General features: G+C 59.1%; 19 protein-coding genes. 9 read left to right on the top strand and 10 right to left on the bottom strand.

Annotated elements, in window-relative coordinates:
• Positions 1–381: 381 nt before the first annotated feature.
• The 3 genes from ACIX8_RS18725 to alaS form a co-directional block, all read right to left on the bottom strand.
• Positions 382–1,524 carry a DUF6599 family protein gene (locus ACIX8_RS18725; protein ID WP_014266949.1) on the bottom strand — a complete coding sequence of 381 codons (1,143 nt, stop codon included), beginning with the start codon at positions 1,522–1,524 and terminating at the stop codon, positions 382–384.
• 160 nt (positions 1,525–1,684) lie between these two features.
• Complete coding sequence (locus ACIX8_RS18730; RefSeq protein ID WP_014266950.1) at positions 1,685–4,000, bottom strand: N-acetylmuramoyl-L-alanine amidase; 2,316 nt, start codon at positions 3,998–4,000, stop codon at positions 1,685–1,687.
• 239 nt (positions 4,001–4,239) lie between these two features.
• Positions 4,240–6,927: an alanine--tRNA ligase gene (alaS, locus tag ACIX8_RS18735; protein ID WP_014266951.1), complete on the bottom strand. Its 2,688-nt coding sequence runs from the start codon at positions 6,925–6,927 to the stop codon at positions 4,240–4,242.
• 62 nt (positions 6,928–6,989) lie between these two features.
• Between alaS and ACIX8_RS18740 the strand changes: the two genes are divergently transcribed.
• Together ACIX8_RS18740 and ACIX8_RS18745 are read left to right on the top strand one after the other, a co-directional pair.
• The gene (locus tag ACIX8_RS18740; RefSeq protein WP_150110669.1) at positions 6,990–7,250 is read left to right on the top strand and encodes a type II toxin-antitoxin system Phd/YefM family antitoxin; all 261 of its coding nucleotides are present in this window, start codon (positions 6,990–6,992) and stop codon (positions 7,248–7,250) included.
• Positions 7,237–7,689 (top strand): PIN domain-containing protein, encoded by a 453-nt coding sequence (locus ACIX8_RS18745; RefSeq protein WP_014266953.1) that lies wholly within the window; start codon positions 7,237–7,239, stop codon positions 7,687–7,689. The genes ACIX8_RS18740 and ACIX8_RS18745 overlap by 14 nt, the downstream gene beginning before the upstream one ends.
• A gap of 29 nt (positions 7,690–7,718) precedes the next feature.
• On the opposite strand, the gene ACIX8_RS18750 is transcribed toward ACIX8_RS18745, so the two are convergent.
• The 3 genes from ACIX8_RS18750 to ACIX8_RS18760 all read right to left on the bottom strand — a co-directional run bounded on the left by ACIX8_RS18750 (position 7,719) and on the right by ACIX8_RS18760 (position 11,636).
• Complete coding sequence (locus tag ACIX8_RS18750) at positions 7,719–8,639, bottom strand: hypothetical protein (protein WP_014266954.1); 921 nt, start codon at positions 8,637–8,639, stop codon at positions 7,719–7,721.
• Positions 8,632–9,171, bottom strand: coding sequence for a regulatory protein RecX (locus tag ACIX8_RS18755; protein WP_014266955.1), 540 nt, complete (start codon positions 9,169–9,171; stop codon positions 8,632–8,634). Before ACIX8_RS18755 ends, ACIX8_RS18750 begins: the two co-directional genes overlap by 8 nt.
• A 227-nt stretch (positions 9,172–9,398) precedes the next feature.
• Positions 9,399–11,636, bottom strand: a complete 2,238-nt coding sequence (locus tag ACIX8_RS18760) for a dipeptidyl-peptidase 5 (protein WP_014266956.1) — start codon at positions 11,634–11,636, stop codon at positions 9,399–9,401.
• A 311-nt stretch (positions 11,637–11,947) separates the two neighbouring features.
• Here ACIX8_RS18760 and ACIX8_RS18765 point away from each other — a divergent pair, with 311 nt between their 5' ends.
• Positions 11,948–12,796, top strand: a complete 849-nt coding sequence (locus ACIX8_RS18765; RefSeq protein ID WP_014266957.1) for a hypothetical protein — start codon at positions 11,948–11,950, stop codon at positions 12,794–12,796.
• 18 nt (positions 12,797–12,814) lie between these two features.
• On the opposite strand, the gene ACIX8_RS18770 is transcribed toward ACIX8_RS18765, so the two are convergent.
• Together ACIX8_RS18770 and ACIX8_RS18775 are read right to left on the bottom strand one after the other, a co-directional pair.
• Positions 12,815–13,477 carry an HNH endonuclease gene (locus ACIX8_RS18770; protein ID WP_014266958.1) on the bottom strand — a complete coding sequence of 221 codons (663 nt, stop codon included), beginning with the start codon at positions 13,475–13,477 and terminating at the stop codon, positions 12,815–12,817.
• A 48-nt stretch (positions 13,478–13,525) separates the two neighbouring features.
• Positions 13,526–14,605: a ComF family protein gene (locus ACIX8_RS18775; protein WP_014266959.1), complete on the bottom strand. Its 1,080-nt coding sequence runs from the start codon at positions 14,603–14,605 to the stop codon at positions 13,526–13,528.
• An 87-nt stretch (positions 14,606–14,692) separates the two neighbouring features.
• Between ACIX8_RS18775 and ACIX8_RS18780 the strand changes: the two genes are divergently transcribed.
• The 6 genes from ACIX8_RS18780 (at position 14,693) to ACIX8_RS18805 (ending at position 19,049) form a co-directional block, all read left to right on the top strand.
• Positions 14,693–15,844, top strand: a complete 1,152-nt coding sequence (locus ACIX8_RS18780) for an acyl-CoA dehydrogenase family protein (RefSeq protein ID WP_014266960.1) — start codon at positions 14,693–14,695, stop codon at positions 15,842–15,844.
• Between the two features lie 99 nt (positions 15,845–15,943).
• Positions 15,944–16,537, top strand: a complete 594-nt coding sequence (locus tag ACIX8_RS18785) for a hypothetical protein (RefSeq protein WP_014266961.1) — start codon at positions 15,944–15,946, stop codon at positions 16,535–16,537.
• A gap of 71 nt (positions 16,538–16,608) precedes the next feature.
• The gene (cyoE, locus tag ACIX8_RS18790) at positions 16,609–17,565 is read left to right on the top strand and encodes a heme o synthase (protein ID WP_044177068.1); all 957 of its coding nucleotides are present in this window, start codon (positions 16,609–16,611) and stop codon (positions 17,563–17,565) included.
• Between the two features lie 27 nt (positions 17,566–17,592).
• Complete coding sequence (locus ACIX8_RS18795; RefSeq protein ID WP_014266963.1) at positions 17,593–18,147, top strand: DUF420 domain-containing protein; 555 nt, start codon at positions 17,593–17,595, stop codon at positions 18,145–18,147.
• 82 nt (positions 18,148–18,229) lie between these two features.
• On the top strand, positions 18,230–18,457 hold the full coding sequence (locus ACIX8_RS18800; RefSeq protein WP_014266964.1) for a hypothetical protein: 228 nt from the start codon (positions 18,230–18,232) through the stop codon (positions 18,455–18,457).
• Positions 18,458–18,563: 106 nt separating this feature from the next.
• Positions 18,564–19,049, top strand: coding sequence for a single-stranded DNA-binding protein (locus tag ACIX8_RS18805; protein ID WP_014266965.1), 486 nt, complete (start codon positions 18,564–18,566; stop codon positions 19,047–19,049).
• 79 nt (positions 19,050–19,128) lie between these two features.
• Here the strand turns inward: ACIX8_RS18805 and ACIX8_RS18810 are convergent, their stop codons facing one another.
• On the bottom strand, positions 19,129–20,745 hold the full coding sequence (locus ACIX8_RS18810) for a GDSL-type esterase/lipase family protein (protein WP_014266966.1): 1,617 nt from the start codon (positions 20,743–20,745) through the stop codon (positions 19,129–19,131).
• Between the two features lie 210 nt (positions 20,746–20,955).
• Complete coding sequence (locus ACIX8_RS18815) at positions 20,956–23,646, bottom strand: TIGR03790 family protein (RefSeq protein WP_190273701.1); 2,691 nt, start codon at positions 23,644–23,646, stop codon at positions 20,956–20,958.
• Positions 23,647–23,899: the final 253 nt, after the last annotated feature.

Below are 23,899 nucleotides of genomic sequence, written 5' to 3' on the forward strand. Positions count from 1 at the left end.
CGCCGAGGTTTCTCAGAGGCCACCACGGATATCGCCGCGTCCTCTGCAAAACCTCAGCGCCCTCTGCGTTAGAAAGCTTTTGCCTTTGCCTGTTTTCCCAGCAATTCCGTCCCAACTTTTCCACAAAGGCAAAGGGCCGCCCGGCAACAGGGCGACCCTTTTCTATGGGAGGCAGTTCCAACAGAGGCAAAGCTATCGGAACTCTCTGGTGCAAGAGTATGGTTGGCCTCGAACGCTGTCAAGAAAGTTTTGGGATAAATATCAATCCCAATATTTTCAACAACTTAGTGGAAACATCACCCGGAAGCTCTGGTTTTTGCACGGTTTTCCTCGGGTACCCACCCATAGCCTCTGCAGCCGGTAGGAGCCAATTTTAATCTCTCAGGACTGTGGCGGCCCGAATTTGGGGGCCTTGTTTTGCGGATCGAGGTGCAGGCTCAGGAACTCCGGCTCGCTGGCCGCCGGCTTGCCTCGCATGACGCGGAAAGCGGCCCGTCCGCCGCCTAGAAACAGCCCCAGAAGGACCGCCGCCAGCATCATCATGCCGGAGAGGAGCGCGATGCCCTGGAGCAGGCTGAAGGTCTTCTGCACCTCCGTATGGAAGACCGGCTGCACGTCCTTATCGAAGCTCAACTGCTGGTGCATGTGGATGTTCTCGATCATCCGCTGCGCTTCGTCAGGCGAGAAGGTGCCCGACGCCAGCATGACCAGCTCGCCCTCGCGACGCACCTTGGCGTTCACAAACGCTGGGCCCATCGAACCGATGGCTCCCTGGATCGCCTTGGCATAGCCGCCCGCGATCGTTGGAGTCGGGTAGATGAGGATCGTCAGGGTCTCTTTGCCGCGCTTGTCGGAGAACTGCGCGGTCACGGCCTCGGCGCTCTTCTCCCAGCCTAGCGACTGTGCCGGAAGCACGCCGCCCTCCGCCGCATAGCTCGAAGGACCTACCGCATAGCGCACACTGCCCTCGACCAAACCCTTCGACGGGATAAACGTCGGCAGCAACGGAGCGACGCCCTTGCCCCCGCTGACCTTCGGCAGCACCTCAGCCAGCGGCTTGAGTGACGCAACATCCGCACTTGTAGCCGGAGAGACCAGCACCAACGACGAGCCTACGGTGAACAGCACCGCTCCGTCGCCCACCGCATCGACTGAACCAAGCTCTTTGCCGATGCGCATCTCCGGTCGCTGCACCAGGGTAAAGGCGCTGTAGGCTCCCGTGCGGTCGTTGAACTGGATGGCTTCAATATGAACGCTGTGCCCGTTGCGCACATAATCCGCGACTTGCGAACGCTGCGGCGCACATTCTTCGAGCGCCGCTTTATTCGCCGTCGCCAGCGAAACAGACGAGGTTCCCGAAGAAGGAGCGGCTGCTCCCACCTTCCACTCACCAAAACTTTGCGGCAGCAACGGCGTCGGAGGCTCGGTAATCGCAACAGCGGACTGCGCCAACGCGCCCGCCGCAAACCCCGCCAGCACTAAGCTCGCACACACACCACGCCGAAGAACGAAAGCCAGTCCCATACAGGGCACAGACTACACCAACGGCAAAACGTAAGCACGCTGAAAGACAATCGCCAGCGCCGTGGCCCTGACTTTTGCCTTTCTGGTTGTCATTCCGACCCTGAGCGAAGCCGAAGGGGAGCGAATCTGCTTCCCGCCCGTACAGGCGACCCTCTTCAAGCTACCGCTGCGCCCGCTCGGTCGACCTCGAAGCACCCGCCTTGCCACCATTGATACCCGACGCGTACCTCGCAACCCCGTTGTATAAACTCTCAGCCACACGCTGCCGATACTGCGGCTGCTGCAACTGGTCAGCATCCGTCGGATTGGTAACAAAGCTGATCTCCGCCAGAATCGACGGCATATTCGCGCCGATCAGCACCACGAACGGCGCCTTCTTTACCCCACGGTTCTTCAGCCCGTCGTTGCCCTTCGCCAAACCGGAGTACAGCCCCGCATCCACATCGGTGGCCAGTTCGCGCGACTCGTCGATCTTGTCCTTGAGCGCGATCTTCTTCACCAGGTCGCTCAGCTCATGCACGCTCTGGTTCGACACAGCATTCTCACGACCCGCCACCCGCATCGCATCCGGATCGCTGGTGAAGTTCAGGTAATACACCTCGACGCCACGAGCGGAGGGGTCCTGCGAACTGTTCGCGTGCACTGAGATAAACAGGTCAGCCTGCGCCTTGTTCGCAATCGCCGTCCGAGTCTCCAGCGGAATGAAGGTATCGTCCGCACGCGTATAGACGATCTCCGATCCAAGCCGGTCGTGCAGCAGCTTGCCCAACCGCAGCGCCACATCGAGCACAACGTCCTTCTCCTCGATGCCGCCCACGCCCAGCGTTCCTGAATCATGTCCACCATGACCCGGATCAATGACGATCCGCCCGATCTTCAGCCCCAGGGCCCGCATCAGCGTCTCGCCGTCAGCCGTCGGCGGCGCAGCGGCTACCGGAGCTGCGTTCGCCCGTTCTTTATTCTTCAGGGTACGCTCGACGATCGGCTGCGATGTCGGCTTGCTCGTCGCCTCGACCTTGCCTGGCTGATCGCCGACATCCGTAAACTCTGTCCCCGTATCGACCGAGTGCGACGTCACTGTATTCGGAACCGGATTCGCAGTCGTCGGCCGTGTCGAGATCACAACCCGAGGTTGCGCTACCGCCACAGTCTTCGCGCTCCCGGTAGTCCTTCTCGGAGGCAAACCAAAGGCAGCGCTGCCATCGGTCACCGGCGTCGGCGGTAGAGAGGAAACCTCGGTAGCGCCATTCGTATTACTCCGGTCCACCGCAACCTGCGGTGGTGCCGAAACTGCCGGAACCGGAACTGGATGTCTACTAACTGTCTCCTGAACTCCTGTTGGCTGTTCGTTGCTCCCCTGCTCCTTCACTACTCCCACGCCCTGCTTCCCATGGATATCAATAATCAGCCGGTAGGGATTCGGCAGCAGAAACGCCGAGTATTCCGCGACCTCATGCACATCCAACACGATTCGCGTAACGTCATTGGAAAATTGTGCCGCTCGAATACGCGTGAGGAAGCCGTCGTCATTCACCGCAAAGCTCTTGCCTGCAAGCTCCGAGGCAAGGTGTGAGTTATGCAGGTCAAAGAAGATGCGGTCAGGGTTCTCCACCCGGGCCGCCTGGTATTCCACCTCATCCCCAAGATCGATGGCCACACGCGTGTATGTCGGGGTCGACCAGTGACGAATCCCCGTGACCTGCGCCACATGCTTATTTGAAGATAGATTGACCGGTCGAACAGCAGGAACGTCCGACTGGGGAGCATCTACCTCTGCCGATGGAACCGGACGCACAGTCTTCGCGACAGCCGGGGTCTCCGTCGAACGCGCTCTCTGCGTTGGCGGAAGAGCCACATCATCGCTCGAACGAGCACTCTTCGTCTCGAGGCTCCTGGCTATCTTCGGATACTGGCTCTCGAGCGCTTCTCTTACTTTGCGAGCCTCAACCGGGTCATTGGCACCGTCCGGCCCAAGCAGTTCCAACGCATGTACAAGCGCAGCCGAGGCTAACGATCCGCTCGGATAGGCCTTCGCCAGGAACTCATACTGTCCAGCCGCATCGTGAAGGCTCTTGCGATCGCTAAGCTCACGTCCCTGCTCGGCGAGCAACTCCGCTACCTGGTCGACGGCATGCGCTGCATGAGGATTCGCAGGGTCACCGTGGTAGATCGCGCGAAAATCATCCATCACCTCGGCGTACTCCACCTTGGTATGCGTGCCTGCAGGTTCAGCCTCGAAGGCTCGCCGTGCCGTAAGCGCCGCCTGCCAGGGATCGGTCTTCGTTCGCGCCGTAAGCGCTGCTGAACTCAGCCCTGTGCAGCAGACGCACGAGATCGCAACCGCACACATTACGCAACGTCCGCGCACAACCCACCTTTGGCAAAGAATGCCCATACCTATCTCAGTGTAGGTTTGCGGCAGCGCTCTCCAGGCTGTGAATCCTGCAAGGGTACTCAGGCGAATACCCTCGACCATGTGGCCTCTGCTTTTGCTGTTCTTGTTGTCATTCCGAGCGCAGCGAGCGAACCTGCTGTCTCCCGTTTTTTGTTCGTATCGCCACAAACGTTACAGTTCAGCACGAACTGTACATCTTTCAGTGTTGGCCCGATATTGTCCAGGCAGCGCGAACGAAGAGCGGGAGACAGCAGGTTCGCTCGCTCCGCTCGGAATGACAACCAGAAAAGCAACGGCAAAAACAACAGCGACAACGACAACTACCCCAGCAACTCACCCACCACACCAGCCGCACTCGCCAACGCCCCATCCAGCGCAGCCACATCACTCCCACCAGCCTCAGCAAGATCCGGACGGCCGCCGCCCTTTCCGCCAACCTTCGCTGCAATCTGTCCGACGATCTTTCCCGCCTGGACCTTGCCGATAAGATCCTTGGTCACGCCAACGATCAACGAGACCCGGCCCTCGGTCGCTGCTCCCAGCACCACTACGCCGGAGCCCAGCTTGCCGCGCAGTTCATCCACAAGGTTCCGCATCTGCGATTTGTCGAGAGCATCCACGCGCTGTGCCAGCACCTTCACACCCTTGACCTCAACCGCCGAGGACGCCGCATCCGCCGTCGCCGCACTGGCCGACTTCATCCGCATCTGCTCCAGTTCGCGACGCAACTTCTTCATTTCGTCGTCCTGAGCCGCCACTCTCGCGCGCAAGGAGTCCGCATCTCCCGCACCAAACTGCGCTGCTACCTTCGCGACATCCGCATCGCGGCGAAACACCGCCAGCGAACCTGTTCCGGTTACAGCCTCGACACGTCGCACACCGCTCGCAACAGCACCTTCACCCACCAGCTTGACCAGGCCAATCTCACCCGTCGCGGCGATGTGCGTTCCACCGCAGAGCTCCGTCGAGAAGTCGCCGATCTTCACCACACGAACGCGCTCGCCGTACTTCTCGCCGAAGAGCGCCATCGCGCCCAGCTCATGTACCGCAACGTCAATCGGCACATCTACCAGTGTCTGCACGAGGGTGTTCGCCAGCACCTGCCGGTTTACGATGTCCTCGACCTCCTGCAGTTCCTCGTCGGCCACACCGGTGAAGTGCGAGAAATCGAAGCGCAGCCGCGCGCGATCGTTCAACGAACCCGCCTGCTTCACATGCGTTCCCAGCACCTGTCTCAACGCTGCATGTAAAAGATGAGTGCCGGTATGGTTGCGCATCACCGCCGCGCGCACCTCGCCGTTCACGACCGTATCCACCGTATCGCCAACAGCAATCGACTGCTTCACCGTCACTGCGTGTGCGAACACACCCTGCACCGGCTTCTTGCAGCCCGACACCTCAGCAACAACAGTGTTGTGATCGGCCGAGTACAGCCAGCCCACATCCCCCACCTGTCCGCCGGAGTCCGCATAGAAGCTGGTCGCATCGAGCACGACCTCGCCTGTCTCTCCCGGCTTCAATTCATTGACGCCAACGCCGTCCTTCACCAGCGCGATCACCTTCGCGCCATCGACACGCAGCGAGGTGTAGCCCTCAAACTCGGTCTTCGCCAGCTCGCGATACACCGGCGATGCCGACTTCTGCGATCCGCCCTTCCATGAAGCGCGAGCCCGCTGCTGCTCCTCTTCCTTTGCAGCTTCGAAACCGGCCATATCAAACTCAATGCCCGCATCCCGCGCCGCATCGACCATGAAATCCAACGGCATGCCGAAGGTTTCGTAAAGATGAAAGGCCTGCGATCCCGAACGCAGCGTCTCTTCGTTCATCTGCCGCAGCCCAAGCTCCAGCGTGCGCGCAAACTGCTGCTCTTCCGCGAGCACTACCTTCGCCACACGTTCCGCAGAATCCTTCAGCTCCGGATAGGCCTCGCCCATCTCATCGCGTACCGCCAGCACCATCTCGTGCATGAACGGCTTCTCCTGCCCCAGCAGGCGTCCATGCCGAATCCCGCGCCGCAGAATCTTGCGCAGCACATAACCGCGTCCCTCGTTCGCAGGCAGCACACCATCCGAGATCAAAAACGTCGACGCCCGCGCATGGTCCGCAATAATCCTGAGCGAAGCCGCACCCTTCTCATCGCTCACCGCCAACTGCTCGATACTCGCCTCTCGTAACTCGGAACTCTGAGCGAAGTTCGTCAGCTTCACCGCAGCCGCCAGCAACGGCGTAAACAGATCGCTCTCGTAGTTCGACAGCTTCCCCTGCAGCACGCAAGCGACGCGTTCCAACCCCATGCCCGTATCGATCGAAGGCTTGGGCAGGGGCGTCAGGACGCCATCAGAACTGCGGTCGAACTGCATGAAGACGAGATTCCAGATCTCCATGTAGCGCTGATCGTCTTCGCCAAACGGCTTGTCCTCGCCTGTCTCCGAAGCCGCCAGACCGAGGTCGTAATAGATCTCCGAGCAAGGACCGCAGGGACCGGTATCGCCCATCGCCCAGAAGTTGTCCTTCGCACCAAGCTCATAGATGCGATCTTTGGGGACGCCAGCTTCCAGCCAGAACTGCTCAGCCTCATTGTCGCGAGGCACTGCCGCATCGCCCTCGAAGATCGTCACGTACAGCTTCGATTTGTCGATTCCGAACCAGTCCTCCGAGGTCAGCAGCTCCCACGCGTACTTGATCGCATCGCGCTTGAAGTAGTCGCCAAAGGAGAAGTTACCGAGCATCTCGAAGAAGGTATGGTGCCGCCGCGTAAAGCCGACATTTTCAAGGTCGTTATGTTTTCCGCCCGCCCGCACGCACTTCTGCGAAGAGGCAGCCCGCGAGTAATCGCGCGTCTCCGCGCCAAGGAAGACGTCCTTGAACTGGTTCATGCCCGCATTGGTAAACAGCAGGGTGGGGTCGTTGGCCGGGACCAGCGAGGAAGAGTGCACACGGCGGTGCCCCTTCTCTTCAAAAAACCGCAGAAACTCTTCACGAATCTGATTGCCTGACAAGTTACGCATAGAGCTAAAGTTTATCAGTGCCTCTATATCTCCAGAGTAGAATGGACAAAGAGGGCAATCTCGTGCGTAGCGTCTCGATTCAGGAACTCGAAGAACACACCGCCGAACTCGTCGCCGAGGTCGAAGCCGGCAACCGCCTTACGCTCATTCGCGGTGGAAAGACGGTAGCTGAGATCGTGCCCCCCGCAACTGTTGCTCCTATTTGGGAGAGCGAAGAGCAGCGTCTGAACGCAATTGAAGAGTTTATGAATATTCTCCACAAAGGCTACGACCTCGGCGGCTTCAAAATCACCGATCGTGATGCTCTCTATGACCGCGACTAGCCGCTTCACAGTCGACACTAACATTCTTATTTACGCTGTTGATCGCTCAGATCAAGCAAAGCACATGATCGCAGAAAAGATCGTGCGTATTCTCATCGCCAGGCGCGCTAAATTACCCCTGCAGTGCCTCAACGAGTTTTACAGAGCAACAACGCGTAAACGGCTTCTACAACCAGTAGAAGCCGAAATGATTGTACGGAAGTACATGCTTTTTACCGATATCGAAGCTGCTACCCCAGAAGATCTTCTTCAGGCAATGTCTTTGCATCAACAGGACAATCTTCAATTCTTCGACTCCCTTCTCATCTGTTCTGCAATCCGTACGGGCTGCACCATCCTCTTCAGTGAAGATTTCCAAAATGGTCGTACCTTCGGCTCGCTCACCGTCCACAATCCGTTCACGATGGAGGATGCGGAACTCCATCTCCTTCTCAGTTAGTAATTACATGGGGAAGTAAATTCCGCGCTTCATCCCTTCACTCCTGGCCGCCAGGTAATCCCTTCAAGCCGCAGAACTTCGTCCTGTGTCGCATGCAGCTTCGCGAACTCGCCCGCGTGCCGCACCATCTCCAGCGTGCTTACCAGCGCATCGAATGCGTCTTCTGACCCCTGCGCCTCCGCAAAGACTCCGCGCGAGATTCCCGTATATAGCGGATCGGTCTTACGTCTTGCCGCAAGATACGCCTTACGCGCTTCGGGATTGCTCTTTGCAACGGCTCCCGTCAGCAGCCGCGTATAAATCTCCACCAATAGAGGCTTTGAAGACTTGCTACCAAGCTGCGCCTCTTCAAACGGCCACACGCGAAACCCCGCCTCATGCAGCCGCAGCAGAAACGGCATCGCTCGCAACGAACCCGTGCCCACGCTGCCGGAACCCCCAATCTGAAACGGAGACTTCGGGGTGATGCCAAGCATCTTGCCCGCACGCTGCGGGTCGCCACCCTCCAGCGCCTGGGCAATCTTGTTGTCCCAGTCGGTCAGGCGCATCATGCGCCGCAAGCCTTCACCGCAGAACTCCGCCGGCCGCTTATGTGGCTTGCCCCAGAAGCGCCGGTCTTCGCACTCCCGAGCCAGCCAACGCTCTCCATGCCCTGCCGCAACGTGCCGCCAGAAGTCGAAGGCATTCGTGCAGCCGTGCTCGGCGAGAAACCAGCCGGGATAGCTGAAACAGCAGTCGATCCCGATCACCATTCGAGGCGTCTCGCTCGCCAGTTCGATCAGCCAGTCGCCCACCTCATCGCGCGTGCGTCCGGCTTCGAGCTTCACACTGGCCTTGCCGTCAGCACCCATCGTCCAGACGCCTGCCCAGATGTGCCGCCTCTGCCCCGAAGTATCGATACGACCCGACCAATCGATCCCGATCACACGCTGGACTGCTGTCTTATTCACCGCTGTCTTCCACTACATCTACTTCTTCGACGTCCGCGCCCCAACCGCGCAGCACCTTCCACACCGTCCCCACGCTGAACCCCGCGCCCACCAGGCGGCGCATCGCGCGCGCAACTTCCTTGTCTCCCTCAGGCTTCTTCATGCGTTTGCGCTCGACGTATTGCTTCGCCAGCGCGACCTCATCGACCTCGTCATAGGCCGCAGTGAGGGTCTTGTTGGTCAGCTCGGTTGCAATGCCTTTTTGCATCAGTCCCTGCTGCACGCGCCGCTTGCCGAACTTTTCGTTCTCCTGGCGCATGCGGGTGTAGTCGGCAGCAAAGCGCTCATCGCTGAGATACCCCAGCTCCTTCAACTTCGCGATGACGGCGTCCATGGCCTCGACGCCCGCCTCGCCGGGCTCAGCGCGGTCTTTCATGCGGTTGCGCAGATCGCGCTCGCTCTTCATCTTCGAGGCGAGCGACTTCACGGCGTACTCCAGCAACTCCGCCTGATCCAGGGGAGGTCTCGCCGATTTTGATTTGCCAAATGCCACTTCTACCGCCTTTGCTGTTGCCGTTGTTTTCTTGTTGTCATTCCGAGCGGAGCGAGCGAACCTGCTGTCTCCCGTTTTTGTTCACGCTGCCAATCTGTACGCCTGTACTGCAAAACGCGATTTGTACCGCATAGTATTCATGGCGGTGCGAACGAAGAACGGGAGGAAGCAGATTCGCTCGCTACGCTCGGAATGACAACAAGAAAAACAAGAGCAACTACATAACCTCAGCGCTTGCCCGTCACCACCGCTGGGTTCTTCTCCGGCCCTGCGGCAGCGTACTTATTCATCCCCAACCAACGGTCACACCAATCGTTCACCGTCTCATTCCAAAGCTCGGAATTCTGTGGCTTCAACACCCAGTGGCCTTCATCCGGGAAGTACAGCATCCGCGACGGCACACCCAGCCGCTGCAACGCCGTAAACATCTGGAAGCCCTCGCTCACATCGAGCCGGTAGTCGCGCTGGTTGTGGATGACGAGCGTCGGCGTGTGTGCGGCCTTGATGTGCAGCATCGGCGACCACTTGCGGAACGGGTCCTGATCGTTGGTCTTATCGAAGTAGTCCCACGGCTGCGCGGGCTTGGTCTGCTCGACCATGCCATCCGGAGCCGTTGGACGGAACTCCCACTCGTTGAACCACATCTCTTCGGTTGTGCCGTAGGCACTCTGCGGGTTGTACATGCCATCGTGCGTCACGATGCACTTGAAGCGGTCGGTATGGGTGAGCACCCAGTTCGCCATGAAGCCGCCATAGCTCGCACCTAGCGCACACTCACGGCCTTTGTCGATGAACGGATACTTCTGCTCCGCGTAGTCCAGCCCCTTCATCAGGTCGACGAACGCCTTGCCGCCCCAATCGCCCGAGACCTCATCGACGAACTTCTGTCCATAGCCCGTCGAGCCACGACGGTTGATCATCACGACGACATAACCGTTCGCGGCGAAGAGCTCAGGATTCCAGCGATAGCTCCAGGCATCGCCCCATGCGGTTTGCGGCCCACCATGCATCAGGAACTTCAGCGGATACTTCTTCGCGGAATCGAAGTTCGGCGGGCGAAGAATGAAGCCTTCGACCTTGGTATCCGCCGCACCGGTGAACCAGAACGGCTCCAGAGGCGCCAGTTGAAGCTGGTCAAGTAGCGCACGATTCGCATCGCAGAGAAGAGTTGCCAGCTTCGGATCTTGTGTCTTAATCGAAACCAAAGCCGACGGGACATTGATCTTCATCACAGACAAGACCAAATCCTTACCATTCGGAGAGATCTGCAAGCTGCCATACTCAGCAGATTTGATGACTTCAGCAGTGTTACCGGACGATGCTCCTTCAACCTCCGTCTTATAGATAGGCTCTTCACCCGCTGCTCCGCTGGCAAAGTAGACGGTCTTCGAATCAGGGGTCCAAACAAATTCATCGACCCAGTTATCGAACTTCGGCATCAAGTCCTTGATCGCACCACTGGAGCGATCCATCACCATCAGCCGAAACTTATCGCTCTCAAACCCATTGCGCGCCTGCGATCGCCACGCGAGGTACTTGCCATCAGGTGAATACAACGGTCCATCATCGCTGCCGGGGCTGGTGCTCACCTTCTTCGCCGTCGCCGGAGCCGCCCCGACCTTCAGCACATAGACATCGTTGTTGGTCGAAGCCGCCGGCACCTTCTCGAGGTTCACGACATACGCAACCTCCTTGCCGTCGGGAGAGATCGCATAGCCCAGCGGGCCGCCGAGAGAGAACGTCGGAGCCTCGTGGTCGCCGACCACACTCGCGGGTGTCAGGTCTTCCGGAGCGCCGCCCGCCGTGCTCGCATAGAAGATGTGCGAGTGCTTCGCGCCCTGGTACGAGTTCCAGTGGCGATAGAGCAGGTGGTCGAAGATCAGCGCCTTCACCGGATTTTTCGCTGCCGCAGCATCCTTCTCCTCATTGCACTGAGCCTCTTCGGTAAACCGCTGCGATCCTGCAGCCTGGCTCTCGCACTCCGGATACACGTTCGATGCAAACAGGAAGTGCTCGCTATCGGGAGCCCAGATGGCTCCATCGGCCTCGGTCTCGAGGTTCGTCACCTGCCGTCCGGCGGCCAGCGTACCTGCCGCATCGTCCCAGTGCGCGATCCAGATCTGTCCGCTGCCACCCTGTGTGCTCGAATACATCACGCTCTTGCCGTCGGGTGAGAAGCGGCCGTTCGTCTCGCCATCCCCGCTGGTGAGCTGCACCTCTTTGCCACCGGCAATCGGCACTACCCATAGATGGTTGGTCCTGGTGTTCTTTTCAAGCGACACATCTGTCACCGAGAACAGCACCCACTTCCCACTCGGCGAAACCTGCGGATCGCTCACGCGTTTCATCGCCTGCAGATCGGCAAAGGTCATCGGCCGTTTGGCCGCTGCGTTTGAAGTTTGCGCGCTCGCAGCGCCAGTCATCCCCGCGAGGAGGCCTAAGGCCAAAATCGTACGAAGTCTCATCGCGCCAGTCTAACTCCGAAAGGCTGAGTGTGTTTTCTATTCAACAAACGATGCCGTCTGAAACGCCTTTGCTCTTGCTTTTCTGGCTTGTCATTCCGAGCGCAGCGAGCGAATCTGCTTCCTCCCGTTCTTCGTTGGCCTTGCCCAGAAGCCTATGTCCCCGCACTGAAAACGTGAACAGTACCGCGTAACGTTTGTGGAGTCACGAGCAAAAAGCGGGAGACAGCAGATTCGCTCGCTGCGCACGGAATGACAACAAGAAAAGCAAAACTTCCTACCTGCCCACCTCGTCTATCCTGTTGAAGAGAACTATGCGCCTCTCCAAGCCCATCCTCCTCGTCGCCGCACTCGCCGTCACCACTGCCCCGGCCTTCGCCCAATCGGGCTTTGGCCCGCTTGATCCGGCACAGCCCACCGGCATCACCGTGGCGCAGATCATCGAGAAGATGGGCGCGCGCGAAAGTGAGTTTGCCGCGGCGCGCGACCAGTACACCTTTCGCCAGGACGTCAAATTCAACACCCTCTCCGACGACACCAACCGCCCCGACGGCGAGTACCACCAGGTCACCGACATCACCTTCGACAAGGACGGCAAGCGCCAGGAACACGTCGTCTTCGCGCCGCAGAACAGCATCGAGCGCGTCATCATGACCGAGAACGATTTTCGCGACATCGAGAAGCGCCTGCCCTTTGTTCTAACCGCGCCGGAGCTACCCCAGTACGACATCAACTACCTCGGTAGACAAAAGGTAGATGAGCTCGACACCTATGTTCTCGACGTCAAACCGAAGGTCCTGGAGAAGGGCCACCGCTACTTTCAGGGCAAGGTCTGGGTCGATCAGCAGGATCTTGAGATCGTCATGGTAAACGGCATGAACGTGCCGCAGGACATGCGCAAGGGCCACGAAGACCTCTCGCCCCCCTTCACTACCTACTACCAGCAGATCGACGATAAATACTGGTTCCCGACCTACACCAAGGCCGAGGGCAACCTGCACTTCGCCGCGCAGCAAGGCGCGCTGTCACAGGACGTCCACGTGCGCACGATCATTCACTACACCGACTACAAGCGCTTCCACGTCAACGTGACGATCAAGTACAACGGCGAAGATCTCCCCAACGAGACAGATTCGAAGCCGAAGGACACGCCGAAGCAGTAAGGCGCAACGGCAACAGCGTTACGCCGCCTGGTCCGACTCGAAGTACAGATACTTTCGCCAGTTCGCATCCGCGCTGCCGATCATCCGCATGATGTGCCGGCTGGTATGCAGCGAGAACGGACGCGGCTCGCGCAGCAGGCGCATGTCGGTCAGTTCGTGCAGCATCTGGCTGCCTTTGCGGCGATTGCAGTCACGGCAGCACGCGACGAGGTTCTCCCACGTCGACAGGCCTCCGCGGCAACGCGGAATCACGTGGTCCAGCGTGAGTTCCGCTGCCGTCAACACCTCCTGGCAGTACTGGCAGGTGTTGCGGTCGCGCAGCAGGATGTTCTTGCGGCTCAACGCGCGTGTCTGGTGAGGAATGCGGCGGTACTCCAGCAGACGGATGACGCTGGGCATCTGCATGTTCACTCGGTGCGAGTGCAGCACGCTGCCCTGCTCTTCCTCGGTGCGCGCCACCCCCTTGAGCACCAGCACCAATGCCCGGCGTGCGCCGCAGATGTTGATCGGTTCATAGCTCGCATTCAGCACGAGCACCGGCGTCTGCATCGCCGGCTGCCTGAATACGCCCATGCGTATGTCGATCGCCTCGGCGCGGGCCGTGCCCGGCACCGGGTGAGTCGTGTGGTGTCTGCTACCTGTTCGCTTCGTCCGCATTTTCCGTATATCCCCAGCCTGCATTCCTGCCCTCCAGGTTTATGTGTCGCCCAATGCCACAACCGCCAACTGCTAGTTCACTGCTGCCTTCATATCCCAGCGGGCAACACTGCCCGCCGGATTGCTTACAAAGCCATTCACACTTCCGCGAACACTCTCTGCCTGCGCTCTCGCTACCGTCGCAACCCAGACCTTCGAAGCCCCCGCTCGCATCAACACTCGCGCGCATTCGCGTGCCGTCGCTCCGGTGGTCAGAATGTCATCGACAAGCAAGACCTCACGCCCTCGAATCTCATCCGCACGCTCCACACGAAACGCTCCGCGCAGACTCTTTCTTCGCGCACCGGGATCGAGCACGAACAGAGGCCGCGTATCGCGAACACGCTGCAGAACACCGGGTGACATCCGCAACTTCCACTCCGGACGCAACCGACGCAGTCTGGCAAGACCCGCTTCAGCCAGCACCTCGGCCTGGTTGAAACCACGGCTGCGCTGCCGGCTCGCAAACAGCGGCACCGGCACAACCACCAGATCATTGGCGGCTTCGCCTTCGAGCTTCAGAATCGCCGCAGCCATGCTGTCGCCCAGAATATGATCGGCGACGCGGCGCATTCCGTTGAACTTGAGCAGGTGCAGCATCTCGCGCACCTCATCGTCATAGACGGCAAAGGCTACAGCCTTCGCAAACTCCGGCGGGGCCAGCCTGCACATCGTGCATTCCGTCATACCCATTCCGGCAGCAAACCGTGCCGATTCCATACCCAGGGCGTCGCCGCAGCGACTGCACAGCACGTCGGTCTGCGCTCCCACACACGCAACGCATGCTTCACAAACCTGCGCCTTGGAGAGCGCAACCATCGGGGCGCCACAAACGCGGCAATCCGACGGGAAGATCACATTCACGAGGTCCGCGACAGCCCCACCCATCGCGGTTCGGCTACTTCGGAGAACGCGCGTCACCGCACGCCATCCAGCCGCGCCCGCATACTGGCCAGGCGGCCCTCCACTTTCGAGTTGGACATCCTTCACGCTTTCGCTGCTGAAGACGAACCTCACCCGCGGCACGGCGAGAAGAAGCGCCAGCTGTGCCGATTGCCTGCAGTATAGTCCTGCTACCGCCGCCGCTGCAATCCGGACACGCGAACCAAACATGATTCACGCGCCTAACCTGTTTCCTGTTAACTGTTTGCTGTTCCCTGTATCTGCTCCTGCTACACTCACCAGTTCCACCTAAAATCCATGAACGCACTCACCCAGCTCTCCCCCGACGAAACCCTCTTCCGCGACACGGTCCGCAACTTCGCGCGTGCCGAGATCGCCCCGCTCGTCCGCTCCATGGACGAAGAGCAGAAGTTTGAGCCGAAGCTGCTGCGCAAGCTCTTCGAGCTCGGCCTCATGGGCATTCAAGTCCCGGAACAATACGGCGGCGCTGCAGGAACGCTCTTCGAAGCCGTACTCGCGGTGGAAGAGATCTCCGCCGTCGATCCCGCGGTCGGCGTGCTGGTCGACGTGCAGAACACCCTCGTCATCAGCGCCCTGATGCGCTGGGCCAATGAAGCTCAGAAGAAATCCTGGCTGCCCAAACTCGCCGAGAGCCTTACCGGGGCGTACGCGCTCTCTGAGGCCGTCAGCGGCTCGGACGCCTTCGCGCTGCAATGCCGCGCGGCGAGACAAGAAGACGGCGACTACCTCCTCAACGGCTCAAAGCTGTGGATCACCAACGCCGTCGAAGCCGGGCTATTCCTGGTCTTCGCCACGCTCGACGCCACGGCGGGCTACAAGGGCATCACCTGCTTCCTCGTCGAGAAGGGCACGCCCGGCTTTACCCTCGGGCGCAAAGAAGACAAGCTCGGCATCCGCGCCAGCAGCACCTGCGAGCTGCTCTTCAGCAACTGCCGCGTGCCCGCCGCCAACGTCCTCGGAGAACCCGGCAAAGGCTACAAGATCGCCATCGAGACGCTGAACGAAGGCCGCATCGGAATCGGGGCGCAGCTTGTCGGTCTGGCCTCGGGAGCCTGGCGTCACGCCGCCCGCTACGCCCGCGAACGCAAGCAGTTCGGCAAGCCGCTGGCCGAGTTCCAGGCCATGCAGTTCCAACTCGCGCGCATGGCAATGGACGTGGAAGCCGCTCGGCTCATGGTCTACAACGCCGCCCGGCTGAAAGACTCCGGCGTGGAGTACCTGAAAGAGGCCGCCATGGCGAAGCTCTTCGCCTCCGAGGTTGCCGAACGTACGGCATCGCTTGCCGTCGAGGTCTTCGGCGGAGCCGGCTTCGTGAAGGAGTACCCGGTCGAAAAGCTCTACCGCGATGCCAAGATCGGCAAAATCTATGAGGGCACAAGCTTTATGCAGTTGGCTACGATCGCGAAACTCACGATTTCCTCGGCCTGAGACATTGAATGGCCGTTGCCGAATATTTGATGATTGAGAGACATAGAGATACCGGTGTAGATTACCTGTGCAGGCACGCAGTACCTATCGAGGTCTCGTATGCGCGGTTCGCTCATCGTTTCGGTTCTATTTCTCGCAGCCTCCTCGCTCTCCGCGCAGGACACGAAAACCGCAACCGTCGTCATGCAGGGTAAGGCCACGACCCTCGTGATTAAGCCCTCCGGAGATTGTCCGATCGGCTTTTTCGGAGACCTGACCTCGCCCTCGACGACCGAACTCCTGGCCAAGGGCACTACCGGTCAATATCCGCTCAACGGCACGACAGACCCAGCCCTCCACATTCCCACACAAGACAAGAGACCCCACCTTGAGCTCTCGTTCGACGGCTCAAAAGCTACGGCGAAACTCCTGAAAGTCCACGTCACGGTCTACGGCTCGCCCAAGGGTCCGCATGTGATGCTCGTCAACTCCGGCACGGACGGCTTCGTAGCGGAAGATTTCGATCTGACGACCCAGGCAAAGATAGCGGCAACGTCCTTTCACTCGGACGTCTATCCCCAGACCATGGGTGTCGCCCAGTGGGCGGAGATCAGCCAGATCGACTATGCGGATGGTTCCACCTGGCACGCGTCCTCGACATCAACCTGCAAAGTGTCTCTCACGGGGTTCAAGCGCGTCGATTCCGCCCGCTAAGAACCCATTTTGGCTAAAGGATGAGTATCGCCCGCCCGCCAACGGGTGATGGGCTATCCTTAAAGCTCCACGTGTCCACTACTGCCACATCCACGGCTCTCCACTCGCACGCGCGCAGCTCCTCGCTGCTCGCCGACTACGCGACCCTCTTTAAGCTGCGCGTCTCCACGATGGTCATCATCACCGCGGCCGCCGGTTTCTACCTCGGGTCCTTGCGCTCGGGCATCAGCCCGTTTCATATGGGCCTTCTGGAAGCGCTCCTCGGCATTGCGGTCGTCACAGCCGGCTCCAGCGCGCTGAACCAGGCCCTGGAGCGCACGACCGACCGCCTCATGCCCCGCACGGCCTCACGGCCCATGGCGCAGAACCGCATCTCGCTCGCACACGGGCTGATCATCGGCTTCCTCTGCGTCTTCGGCGGCTCGCTCTACCTGGCCTACGCGACCAACCCGCTCACCGGGACGCTGACGCTGCTCACCGCCGTCGGCTACGTGGCGATCTACACCCCGCTCAAGCGCATCACCACGCTCAACACTTTTATCGGAGCCTTCCCCGGAGCGCTGCCCCCGCTCATCGGCTGGACCGCCGCACGCGGACTCATCGAGTGGCCCGCCGTCGCGCTCTTCGCCATCCTCTTCGTCTGGCAGTTTCCGCACTTCATGGCCATCGGCTGGATGTACCGCGCTGACTACGCGCAGGCCGGCATCCGCGTCACCGCCACCCAGGAGCCCCTGCGCGACGCCGCCCGCTCCTCCGCCATCCAGTCGCTCTTCTACGCCGTGCTCATGATTCCGGTGAGCCTCTGGACGACCTGGTTGCACGTTACCGGCCTGCCCTATGCGATCGTCGCCGGCGTTCTCGGCCTCTGGTATCTCTACGCGACCCTTCGATTCGTACGCATCACGCGCAACCCCAGTGATCCCGAGAACCGCGCTCTCGCTCGCCAACTGCTCAAGGTGTCGGTGATCTACCTGCCGCTGCTGCTACTCGCGATGATGCTCAACGCCCAGGGACGTCTCCTGTTCTAACCTCTGCCTGCGAACGAAAGAAATAGAATGCCAGCCACGACCGACAACCCGAACTACCGCACGCCGCCCTCCATCATTGCCGCCATCATCGGCATCAGTGCTGTGGCCTCGCTCTTTCTTGCCTGGCTGGTCTATTACCACCAGCCCGTGGATGTCGCCGGAACGCACCTCAGGTTCCTGCCCGCGCTGAACGCAGCGCTCAATTCGCTCTGCACGGTATTTCTACTTGTGGGCTACCGCTTCATCATGCAGCGCAAGATCACCGCGCACCGCAACAGCATGTTCGGGGCCTTCCTGGTCTCGAGCCTGTTCCTGGTCAGCTACATCGTCAATCACGCTCTGCACGGCGATATGCGCTTCCTCGCCCAGGGACATGCGTTGCGCGTCACCTACTTCGCGCTGCTCATCTCGCACATCTTCCTCAGCGTCGTGGCGTTGCCGATGATCCTGATCACGTTCTTTCTTTCGCTTACGGGCCGGTTCCCCGCGCATCGCAGGCTCGCCCGCTGGACGTACCCCATCTGGCTTTACGTGTCGGTCACCGGCGTCGTGGTGTACGCGATGCTTGCCGCTTATCGCTAAACAGCTCACAGGGCCCAGGGTTCAGGGCCCAGAATGCAGAACCCACCGAGCCCTAGACACTAAGCCCTGTACCCTCCCCCCTATGCACCCAGACACCCGCAAACTTCTCCGTACCGGCGCTGCTATCTTCCTTACAGGCGCCCTCGCGGCTGTACTTATGCTGACGGTCTTCGGCGGCGTCACCCAGCAGGGCCCGCATACTACCAGCGGCTGGCTCGCGCTGATGCTCGCCATGGGCTGCCTGCCTACCGGCGTGCTCACCCTGCTGCTCGGGTTCGCAAAGCTGATCGGCGATCTTCGCCGCCGTTGATCCACAGAAGCACCCTCTCAACCAGAGAAAGGGGCAATAGGATCGGGATTTCCCTGTAAATCCTCTGCACCGTCTCTGCTATCCTCGATTCCGAACGGAGCAAATCATGGCTAAAGGCGTTAACAAAGTTTTTCTTCTTGGAAATGTGGGCAAAGACCCCGAGATTCGCACTACCGCAGGCGGCATGACCGTTGCAAGCTTCTCGCTTGCGACCGCCGAGCGCGCCAAGGATCAACAGGGCAACTGGGCCGACAAGACGGAGTGGCATAACCTCGTCTGCTTCCAGCGCACCGCGGAGGTCGTCCGCGACTACGTCAAAAAGGGCACCCAGATCTTCGTCGAGGGCAAGATCCAGACTCGCTCATGGGACGACAAGGAATCCGGTCAGAAGAAGTACAGAACCGAGATCCTCGTCAATGAGCTTTCCCTGCTCGGCGGACGCGGCGCGGAAGGCGGCAGTGGCGGTGGCAGCTACGAGCGGTCTTCGTCGAGCTCTTCCAGCAGCTATGCGGGTTCGCGTGCGGCTGCCCCCAGCGCGCCAGCGAACGATTATGCAGATCAGGGCATCACCGATGAAGATATCCCTTTCTAACTAACCCGATGATTACGTCGTAGAACGCAAGAGAGGCCGCTCACTGTTGAACAGCGAGCGGCCTCTCTATTGGCGAGTCTTAGCGGCAGCAGGTGTTTGTGTCGAAGACAGGAGATGCAGTAGCGGTGGTTCCGTTGTAAAGGACAAGGTTGCCGTCATTTTGCATGTCGAGAACCTGGCCTAACAGCCCTGCAGTGTTCGACTGAAAGAGGACCTTGCCATTGTTGTCGTAGAGGACGAAGTTGCCATCGGCCAGCAGGGTCGCTTCAGACGGAATATGCCCTACGGTTCCTGAAGACCAGAGCGGGGTATTGCCGAAGTAGAGAACCAGATTGCCGTCGTCCTGCAGGTAGAGCATGAAGCGTCCATCGCAGGAGACGAGCGGGTGATCGGGGATCAGGCCTTCGCCCGTCAGTAGCGCCGTGCAGGACGTCGTAGGAGCTTTGATGGGTGGAATCCCTGTAGGAACGAAGAGGCCGAGATTCACTGCGTTTGCAATGGCCTGATGTCCCGCATCGTTCGGGTGGAGGTGGTCGCCGCTGTCGAAGGACGCGCGATATTGCAGAGGCATGTTGGGATCGTGGGTTGCCGTATCCTGATCGACGATGCCGTCGCAGCCGCTGGTCGGGCTGAGGAAGAAAGCGTTGATCTGCTCGCGAATCGCCTCAGCGCCGGTGGACCATTGCGCTGCCGGTCGTCCCCCATTCGGCGTAAGTGTCGAGCAGTAGAACTTGATGCCGGCGGCATGCCCCTGGCTCATGATCTGCTGAACACCGGCTACCAGGGAGTTGAAACTGGGTTCCTGATCGGAGGGCAGATTGCTGAGATCGTTGATGATGTCGTCGGAGACGATGACCCACTTCACATTGGGCTGCGAGAGCACATCCCGGGAGAATCTGGTGATCATGGCCTGCCCCGCACCATCGCGCAGAAGGTCGTTGCCGCTGATCCCCTCGTTGATCACGCCTATGGGAAGGCCCGCAGTGTTCAAACGTGCCGAGAGGTCATTGGTCCAGCGGTGATTGGTGTTGAAGGTGGAGTTGAGACCATCCGTAATCGACGCTCCAATAGCAACGACAGCACCGGGCGATGCAGCATTTTGAACATCGACATTCGTTAGATAAAAGTAGCTGCTAAAGGCACTGGTGGTGTTGATAGTCGAACTGCCACTCACGTCTCCAGCCGCCAGAAACATCCCGTTCTGGTTTCCGTTCTGATGAAACGTCACGTTTGCACTGTCTACGGCCGTGGGAAAGTACATGCTGACCATGAGGTCTTCCTGCGGGGTAGTCACGAATGCGATCGAATCGCTGGCTAGCGTCTGCCCTGCCGGGACTGTGACGGAGGTGAAGCCACCAAAGGTTACGACATGGTCGGTACCAGGAATCGTCGACGAAGTAGGACCGCCGTTAGAGTCGACGACGGCCTGCGCAAGGTGGACATCTCGCACGGTAAGGGGCTGCTGACCGAAGGTGTTGGAGATTTGAACACGAGCGGCCGATCCACCGATGCTTGTGTGAAGAATCTGCCGCAACGTCTGCTGAGCAAGCCCATTGAAGCTTGCATCGATCGTTGATTGTTGAGGAGCCACGGCCCAGGTTCCAGTCCACGGCACGGAGCTTTGGGCATGGGCAGCGGAGATCATTCCCAGAGACAAGAAAAGGATGGCGCCTGCGGAGTACTTTTTAATATTCATGGAATATTCCTTTTGGATAAGTCCGAACTCTAGAAGCTGACAAAGTCCTGTTTTGTTACGGGCACGGCTTCAGCCACTGAGGTAACGCGCTATCGCGCTACGGTTTCCAGCAAGCTCTAACGTCCGGGCCTACCTAGAAAACCGGAGACACCAGCTAAAGCCAGCATCTCCGGTTTGTTAGACATAACCTGGAACCAACAGATCAAACCCCTAATTAACACCGAAGGATTCGAGGTTGAATAAGTAGTTGCCACCATCCCCTGTAAAGACAAGATAGAGAGTATGAGTTCCACTTGTGGGAGTCAGGTTGCACGTAACCGGCGACCATGTCTGCCAGTCGCCATTGACAGGAACCGCGCAAGTTGCTGCCAACGTGCCCGAGGGGCTATCGAGGTGAACCTCGATGTTGCCTCCAGAGCCTGCGCTGGCTACCCTTGCCGTAAAGTGAGTCGCGCCGGTCAGAGTAACGTTGTTATAGGCCGCGTAGCTGCCGGCTAAGATGAAGCCCATATCCTCTCCGCCCTCGCTGCTACTTTCCAGCTGCTCCCCTCCAGAGATCTTGCTATAGCTGGAAGCCTGGATCGTGGGGGTAAAAGCAAACCACTCCACATTGAACAGCGCACCGTCCCCGCCGGTATAAACGAGATAGACCGTGTGAGTTCCAGTGGTGTTGCTTATAGGGCACGATACGGTCGTCCAGCTCTGCCAGTCGCCTGTAACCGGAACGGTGCAGGTTCCTGCCAACGTTCCAGTGGGGTTGTCGAGGCGAACTTGAATGTTGCCTCCCAGCCCTGCGCTGGCTACCCGGGCTCTAAAGGTCGTCAGATTGGAAAGGTTGACATTGCTGTAGAACGTATAAGAGCCGTTGAGAATATTTCCGACATCAAGATTGCCTTCACTGCTGCTCTCGGTGCTCACACCCCCGGCCGAACCGGTGAAGCTTGAGGCTTGAGTCGGTGTAACGGTTGGAGTGACACCGAGGTAGGGAGCAGTCAGCGGGTCACCGACCACGATGCCCTCCCAACCAAGATAGGGAGTGCCGGCGTAAAAGCTCTCCGCCAGAGTGTAGCCCGACTGATAGTGATCGATCTGGAACGTGATTCCCTCGATGCCATCCAGGCAGGGTTCATTCGTGTAGCCCTCTGCTCCGGTCAATCCATTGGCGATCAGATCCGGCATGTGAGATTGTCCGTCGAAGATGTTCCCCAGGTCCTGTCCGCCGTCGCTGCTGGTTTCCAGGCTGGCATCGCCAGACAGAACGTTGTAACTCGCGACTTCGATCAGGTTGGTTCCACCGACAAAGTTGAACCACTCCAGGTTATAGAGATCTCCTCCGCCACCCGTGAAGACCAGGTAGACGTTATGGATTCCACTTGCCCCTTTCAACTTGCACGTCTGTGTAGTCCAGGTTTGCCAGCCGCCTGTGGATGGAACGGTGCAGGTTCCGATCAACGTTCCCGTAGGGCTGTCGACATGAATCTGAAGGGAGCCTCCAGCTCCCGCACTGGCAACCCGCGCCGTGAAAGAAGTCATGCCGTTCAGGTTGATGCTGTTATAGACCGCATTGGCCCCATTCGTGATGAAGCCCAGGTCCTGCGGGCCTTCGCTGCTCACTTCGAGTTGTTCGCCACCCGACAAACCGTTATAGCTGGCGGCCTCAATCACGCTGGCAGCCCCCTGGAACTGAATCCATTCGATGTTGTAAAGATTGCCTCCAAATCCATTGGGAATAAACGTCAGATAGACGTTATGAACTCCACTGACGCTGGCCGAGAGGGCGCAGGTCATGGTCTTCCAGGTTTGCCAACCGCCGGTCTGGGGGACGTTACAGCTCCCTATAATCTGCCCGCTGGGATTATCGATGCGGATCTGGAATACGTGAAGCTTGTCATCCGTGTTGGCGTTGGCGACCCTTGCTTTAAGGGACGTCATTCCGGTCAGATTGATACTGTTGAAGCCCACATACTGCCCGATAAAGCTCACCATACTCGTTGAGACATAGGTATTGGAGATCGCTCCCGGCGCGAAAGACAGCGATTCGTAGGCTTCGCTGTTGTAGTTCCCATCATTGCTACCCCAGGAATAGTAGCCGAGCAAGTTACTCTGGTTGCCAACGAAGGTGCTGGTAACGGTTGCGTTTGTGGTGAGCCCGCTTGCTTGAAGGTCACCGGCTGCATGCATCAGGTCCGCATTGCCATGATCGAACGACTCCTCCATGAGGACATCCGTGCTGGGAGTCGCTGGAGGGAACTGGGTCTTATCGGCAATGCCATCGCCGGCATCCGCGTCGATCAAGATGGAGCCGGTCAAGGGAGTCTGCATGGCAGCGATCGAACGATCCACCAAGGCCATGGCGTCTGACTGGATATAACCATCCAGACGTGTGACCAGATAGCCGCCAAAGGCCTCATGCGTAAAGGGAACCGTCGAGTTGTAATACTTATTGATCCAGGCGACGCCTTGAGCGCCTGATCCTGTGATCGAAGCCTGTACATTGCCGTTCGCAGTGGAGTAACCCAGCGCCGCCAGATAGCTATCGAGCGAGGGCTGAAAATCCTGAGGAGTTTGGCCCGCGGGTTCAGAACCAGTAGGGGCATTGTCGATGCGAATCGGGATACCCTTCGTTAGAACAATAAAGTTAATCCCCGGATGAGCTGACAGATAAGTACTGATGGGATTCTGAATCTGGGACTTGTAGTTACTGAGGGAAATCGTCTCATTGATTGAATTCAAAGCCGAGTCCTGGCAGCTGACCGCAAGGACGTTGGTAACTCCGCGCTGCGCTGCGTAGTACATTCCAATGGCGGTAGAAGTCGCGCTGGCCGAGTTATAGACCAATAGCACTTCGCTCGGAGTTCTTTGTATTGGAGCGGCCTTCGCCTGGGCGACGAGGGCAAGCACGATGCCCGCATACAAGAATAAAGAGGCTATGCTTCTTAGTCCCGGGTAGAGATGAGCCCTGAACCTATTCTCACGTGGCGAAAAGATGTTGAAGCCGAATTTTGGCTTAGACTCAGATTTCTTATGCCGAATGACGTTACGCATTTCCCCTCACTTCACTGAAAGCATTTGGCCTGGCACCTGGATCGAACAGGCGTAGGCAAGCTAGATTGCGGCGACAGATAGTCAGATTGACGGGGCCCTAACGTGTTAA

This window comes from Granulicella mallensis MP5ACTX8, from assembly GCF_000178955.2.
Lineage (GTDB): Bacteria > Acidobacteriota > Terriglobia > Terriglobales > Acidobacteriaceae > Granulicella > Granulicella mallensis.